Below are 6,492 nucleotides of genomic sequence, written 5' to 3'. Positions count from 1 at the left end.
GCACACCTGAACCAAAGGAGCAATAAGTGTAGTCATTTCTACCTCATCGTGGTGAGAACCAATGGCGTTGCAAATTTCGGGCTTCTCCTTATACTTCTCGGCCAGCTTCATACCAAGAATAGCATGTGGAAGTTCCGGCTCATCGTCGGGCACTTTTCCAATATCGTGTAGCAGTCCGGCACGTTTTGCCAACTTAGTATTCAATCCAAGTTCCGAAGCCATAATGGCGCAAAGGTTAGCCACCTCACGTGAGTGCTGAAGCAAATTTTGTCCGTAGGAAGAACGATATTTCATCTTTCCAATCAAGCGAATAAGCTCAGGATGCAAACCGTGTATGCCAAGGTCGATAGCGGTTCTCTTTCCAACCTCCACAATCTCTTCCTCAACCTGCTTCTGCACCTTACCAACCACCTCTTCGATGCGGGCAGGGTGAATGCGACCATCGGTAACCAATTGGTGAAGTGCCAAACGGGCAATCTCGCGACGGACAGGATCAAAAGCGGAGAGAATAATTGCTTCTGGGGTATCGTCAACAATGATCTCAACACCGGTAGCAGCCTCAAGAGCGCGAATGTTTCTACCTTCCCGGCCAATAATCCGTCCCTTTATCTCATCCGATTCAATGTGGAAGACGGTAACCGAATTTTCGATGGCAGCTTCGGTTGCAACGCGCTGAATGGTTTGAATCACTACGCGCTTTGCCTCCTTGTTAGCAGTCATTTTGGCCTCGTCCATTGCCTCATTAATGTAGGACATGGCAGCAGTTCTGGCCTCAGCCTTTAGGTTCTCAATCAGCTGATTTTTTGCTTCATCAGCCGACATACCGGAAATATTCTCGAGCCGCTCAATTTGATTCTTATGCATCTTATCCAGCTCCTCGGTTCGCTTTTCAACCAACTCCAGCTGACCAGTGAGGTTATTGCGGATAGCGTCAATCTCATTCTTTTTCCGCTGAAACTCCTCCATCCTTTGTGATACGGCCGTTTCCTTCTGCTTCAAACGGGTTTCGAACTGAATGAGCCTGTTATTCGTTTCGTTAATTACCTTTTCGTGCTCAGTTTTAAGCGTCAAAAATTTTTCCTTAGCCTGAAGAATTTTATCTTTTCTGATGACCTCTGCTTCAGATTCAGCCTCTCGTATAATTGATTGCCGCTTTTTTCGAAGGAATAGGTGAAGCAGCATGTAGGATATTGCAAATCCGCCTATGAGGGCAAGGCCTGCAGCCACTATTGTATATACCATAAACGTAAAATAAATAGTTAATAAAACTAAAAAATGCCCGCATAAGTTTCCTATTGTTTTTGAAACCCCAATGAACATGGGTGGAGCTGCCAAACAATCTCAACCTTCCAACGTTCCCCGAAGGGAATCCCAACCGAAGTTGGTACTAGGCCTGGTTTCGACAATATGAGCTTAACTCCAAGTGTTAAAATGTTGAGTTTCGCCACAAGATATAGGAAACTATGCGGGCAATGCTATTTAAAAGAACCTGTTTTTCTCTCTATAAAGTCGTCCAAATCTCTTTCTACTTCTGATAAACCATCCATAACTGGGCTCATATCCAACTTCTCCTCATGCTCCAGCAGCCGAATCACAAACTGTAAGGCAGCCATGGCCAAAAAGTCCTGTGTATCCTTATCGGTGTAGCGCTGCTTATACTGCAGAACCCTGTCGTTAATCATCTTGGCAGCCCGCCGAATCTTTTCCTCATCGGCCCGCTCTATCTTCAAGGGATAGTATCGTTCGGCTACGTTTACTTTTATTGAAAGTTTATCATCCATTTAGCAATCGGGCTATCGATTTAAAAGAGCAATACATTTGTCAATTTCCCGCACAATTTTGTTAATCTTTAACTTACCTTCATGCGTATCTTCGCTTGAGGAGGCAAACGATTTTGCAACAACCAACGTTTCAACCTTGCGTTCTAGCTGCTCAATAACATCGTCCTTTCCACGAATTGCCTCAGTAAGCTTAGTCTTTTCAACTAAAAGTTGGCTATTCACTGCTTCAAGCTTCTCATAAGCATCGATCACAACGGATAACTTATCCTTTAGTCTATCAACAACCGACTCGCTCACTTCGTTCATTAGGTTAAGTAAAAAATTAGCAATACAAAGTTAGCACAGGTTCTTCAAAAAATCAAAAAATATTTTTTACTTGGGCTCCCGTAATGCAACCATTGGCGGGATTTTGAGTCAAACACCCCTGAACAGCTGTATTTCAAAAAAAATAATGAGTATAAAAATATTTTCTTTTAGCCTCGTTGGGATGATTTTCATACCGACAATACTGCTATCTCAGAACCCAAATTCCGGATTTTCTGACCCGTTGCCAGACAATAACGGCGTTTCCTCGGTTTTTGGAGAACCGAGAACAGACCATTTTCATTCTGGAATAGATTTTAGAACCAATAGCGATACAGGCATGGTGGTGGTTGCCCCCTACGATGGATGGGTATCGCGCATCAAGATTAGCTCAGTGGGCTATGGCAACGCAGTTTACATCGACCACCCCAACGGCTACACCACGGTTTATGGACACCTTGAACGCTTTTCGGCTAAATTGGAAAATTATGTAGACAGCCTGCAATATGAGCAGCAAAAATGGGATATTGAGGACTTCCCCGAACCCGAATTACTCTGCATCCAGAAGGGAGACACCATTGGCTTTTCTGGAAACACCGGAGGATCAACAGGTCCTCACCTACACTACGAGGTTCGAATTTCAAAAAACCAACATCCCATCGATCCGCTCTCACAAGGATTTTATGACTTGAAGGATGAAACCGCTCCTCAAATTAAGCGACTGGTGCTCTATGAGGTGGTAGGCTATGGCGATACCGTGCTCTTCCGAAGGATAAGGGGAATTAAAACCAATAAGGAAGGTGAAGCTAGCTATTCGGCAAATTTGGATAAAGAAAAAATGCTTCCAAAGAGAATTGCTTTTGGCATAATTGCCGATGACAAGATTGACAACCAAAAAGGAACCTTCGACGTTACCTATGGTTCTCTAAAACAAAACGGTAAGGTGGATTTTGCCTTTAAGTTAACCGAGTTTAGCTACGCAGAGACTCGCTATGCTAATGCCTTTACCGATTATGGAGCCAAGAGCCTAAACTATGGCGAAATAATCAAGCTATTCCGAGAAAGCAACGATCCACTTTCGGTATATAGCGTAAATGTCAATGATGGCATTTTTGAATTGGATACCACAAAGACCGATTCCTTTGAAATTTCTGTTGCCGACCACAACAGGAATGTCTCCTCACTACGGTTTAACCTCTCACCAAAACACCTGTATAACCCAGCTCCGCTGGTGATAAATAACCCCAATACACAAATTATTGTTGAGCCATTGAAATCGGCAACGCTCACAGTGGGTGGAGTTACTGCCACCATTCCCGCCAATGCACTATATGGCCCAGCAATTGTTGAGCTTGGTGACACCAGCTGCCAATGCACTCAATCATTGTGCAAGGCCTTCTTTGTTGGTTCGCCAACTATTGCCTTGCAAAGACCTATAAAAATAGAGGTCAACCTTAAAATGTTGGACGTCAAAACAACCGACAGGATTTACATTGCCCGGTTTACCAGGTCTCGACAGATTGCCTATGCAGGAGGAATTGTCGGTGAAGATTCTACTATAACCATGGAAACGAGGAATTTTGGAGTATTTACTATTGCACGTGACACAACTCCGCCCCTGCTGCAAGCCACCAACTTTTCCGATGGTGATAATATTGATGGGGAGCAATACCTGATGTTTAAGATTGATGATGAAGATACCGGAATTGCCAGCTATAGTGCATTTGTCGATGGGAATTGGGTTGCTGTGGCCTATGAACCCAAGGAAAAACAGCTTCGCCTGAAGTTAAGTGCAAAACACATACAACCAGGAATTACGCATATCATTATGATTCAATGCACTGATTTACTAGGCAATAAAACCGAAAAGAATTATGGCTTTCATTGGTAGGTTCTCCCTACCAGTAGCAAGGTTGATCAAAAAATGCTAACTTTGTAGAATCAATTTGCTACACAATGAAAAAGATTATTTTCACCCTTCTGGCATTGACCATTGTATCGCTTGCATGGGCTAAGCCGAACACAAACTACCGGAATAAGCAACTTACGCTCATTTCGTATGTAGTAACCATCGATCCATCCGTTTACACCTACCTCGATCCGTATAAGGATCTTTTTGAAAAAGATGCTAAAGTTGACCCAATTGAAAAGGCCGTCAGAAACGATGCATTTTCCCAGCTGGAGCAGCGGTTAGAGCAGGAAATTGGCATGGACATTCAACCTCTTGAAAGTTTTCAAGACCGAATTAGCTATGATAAATTTGGCTACCCAGATGGAAATATTAGCAAGGTTATCCGAATTGGAAATTCAAAATTCTACTTTAAAATAGCCATTACCATTACAGCGGTTGAACCTCGAAACGATCCCTACAACTCAGCACGGCAAATCAATAAGGACAAAAAGGAGACAACCGATACAATTACGGAAGAATCCGAGCCAGGTTTTCGCCCTAACGTTACCATAGTGATGACAATTTTCAACAATAAGGGAATTATTCCCGTTGATAAATTTCAGGGCATGGCAAAGGCAAAAAATATTCTCCCGACGGATGCTACGCTGCTAGATGGAATTGCTAATAATAATGCCTTCGAAGGAAAAGACAACCTGATGGGTTTAATTAATGAGGCCATTACCGACCTCGTCATCAATATGACTCACTAACCATTGGGGTGAATGAAAGCTATTGCAGCTCTCGGTATCATGTCTGGGACATCGCTTGACGGAGTCGATTTGGCTTATTGCAAATTTTCACACGCAGGCAATTCTTGGCAATATAGCATCGAGCATGCTGAAACCATTCCATACTCAGCTGAGTGGATTACTAAATTGAGGGGGGCTGAGACGCTTCCCTCTCTTGATTTATTGACTTTACATGCCGAATATGGGCAATACCTAGGGCGTATTTCACACGAATTTATCATCAAACATCAGCTTCGTCCCAAAATAATTGCCTCACATGGGCATACTATTTTCCACCAGCCTACAAGTAAGGTTACCTTCCAGCTTGGACATGGCAGCGCCATTGCTGCGGTATCAGGCATTGATACAGTATGGGATTTCCGTTCAGGAGATGTAATGCTTGGTGGGCAGGGTGCCCCTTTAGTGCCAATCGGCGACCTGCTCCTATTTTCGCAATACGACGTATGCCTCAACTTAGGGGGATTTGGAAACATTTCATACCAGCATAACGGGCATCGCTTGGCATACGACACATCTCCGGTAAATATTGTATTGAACAACCTCGCCCTAGAGCTTGGCCACAGCTACGATTGCAATGGTGAGCTCGGACGAAATGGGCAACCTATTCCCGAGTTACTTCAGCAATTGAATAACCTCGATTATTACAAAAAAGTTGGTCCAAAGTCGTTGGGCAGTGAATGGATTGAGCAGGAATTTTTACCAATTTTAAAACACTTTGGTAGCTATAGCACCAACGATAGGCTACACACAGTATATCTCCATATAGCACAACAAATAGGAGCCTGTTTAAGCAGCACAAATTGCAAAAACGTATTGGTGACAGGGGGTGGTGCAAAAAATTCATTTCTAGTATCCCTCTTAAGGCAAAACACAAAGCTACCCCTCGTGATACCGGATACCATAACCATCGATTATAAGGAGGCTCTTATTTTTGCCTTTTTAGGAGTTCTTTACCTCAGTAATATCGGCTCAAGCCTTGCCACCGTAACTGGTGCTGAAAGGAACAGTGTTGCTGGCGTTATGTCCAAAGGAGGTGGGATATTCACCCACAGTTAAACCATCATATAGTTTCACCATCTAATTCCGCATGTGATATCTCATTTTGAAGAGGTCACTTTTTTTATACATTTGCCCTGAACCAAATTCTAAATCAATCTACAATACTATGAAGCATATCATTTTCAAAGCCTCGGTAGCACTGACATTGGGTCTTTTCGCTATTTCGAGCGCTTCCTTGGCCTGTACAAACTTTCTAATTACTAAGGGAGCATCGGCCGACGGATCTACCATTTTGTCCTACTCTGCCGATTCACACACTCTTTATGGCGAGCTCTACCACTGGTCGGCTCAAACCTACCCTGCCGGAACCATGATGAACATTTACGAATGGGATACTGGTAAGTTGATGGGGCAAATTGCTCAAGCAGCTCAAACCTACAACGTGGTGGGCAACATGAACGAGTACCAAGTTACCATTGGTGAAACCACCTTTGGTGGCAAAGAAGAGTTGCGTGACACCACTGCTACTGTAGACTACGGTAGCCTTATTTACCTTGCACTTCAGCGGTCGAAAACCGCTCGTGAAGCCATAAAGGTGATGGCCGACCTAGTGGCCCAGTACGGTTATGCTTCAGAAGGGGAATCATTTTCCATAGGCGATCCAAATGAGGTTTGGATACTTGAAATGGTGGGAAAAGGAACCAAAATG

Annotated in this window: 7 protein-coding genes; 4 read left to right on the top strand and 3 right to left on the bottom strand. The window is 43.6% G+C overall.

What is annotated here, in order from left to right; genetic code table 11:
- From rny to VMW01_02680, 3 genes are all read right to left on the bottom strand, one after another.
- Nucleotides 1–1,242: ribonuclease Y (rny, locus tag VMW01_02690; GenBank protein ID HUW05145.1), on the bottom strand; the 1,242-nt coding region annotated here is incomplete at its 3' end.
- A 233-nt stretch (nucleotides 1,243–1,475) separates the two neighbouring features.
- Complete coding sequence (locus tag VMW01_02685) at nucleotides 1,476–1,781, bottom strand: cell division protein ZapA (GenBank protein HUW05144.1); 306 nt, start codon at nucleotides 1,779–1,781, stop codon at nucleotides 1,476–1,478.
- A gap of 12 nt (nucleotides 1,782–1,793) precedes the next feature.
- Entirely contained in the window at nucleotides 1,794–2,087 is a 294-nt protein-coding gene (locus tag VMW01_02680) for a hypothetical protein (GenBank protein HUW05143.1), read from the bottom strand.
- 145 nt (nucleotides 2,088–2,232) lie between these two features.
- On the opposite strand from VMW01_02680, the gene VMW01_02675 reads away from it, so the two are divergent.
- From VMW01_02675 to VMW01_02660, 4 genes are all read left to right on the top strand, one after another.
- Nucleotides 2,233–3,975 carry a M23 family metallopeptidase gene (locus VMW01_02675; protein HUW05142.1) on the top strand — a complete coding sequence of 581 codons (1,743 nt, stop codon included), beginning with the start codon at nucleotides 2,233–2,235 and terminating at the stop codon, nucleotides 3,973–3,975.
- Nucleotides 3,976–4,040: 65 nt separating this feature from the next.
- The gene (locus VMW01_02670; GenBank protein HUW05141.1) at nucleotides 4,041–4,745 is read left to right on the top strand and encodes a hypothetical protein; all 705 of its coding nucleotides are present in this window, start codon (nucleotides 4,041–4,043) and stop codon (nucleotides 4,743–4,745) included.
- 12 nt (nucleotides 4,746–4,757) lie between these two features.
- Entirely contained in the window at nucleotides 4,758–5,840 is a 1,083-nt protein-coding gene (locus VMW01_02665; protein HUW05140.1) for an anhydro-N-acetylmuramic acid kinase, read from the top strand.
- A gap of 109 nt (nucleotides 5,841–5,949) precedes the next feature.
- On the top strand, nucleotides 5,950–6,492 hold a 543-nt coding region (locus VMW01_02660; protein HUW05139.1), incomplete at its 3' end, for a C69 family dipeptidase.

Source organism: Williamwhitmania sp. (genome assembly GCA_035529935.1).
Classification (GTDB): Bacteria; Bacteroidota; Bacteroidia; order Bacteroidales; family Williamwhitmaniaceae; genus Williamwhitmania.
Note: the sequence above shows the minus strand (reverse complement) of the source record. Positions and strands in the feature narration are given on the sequence as shown.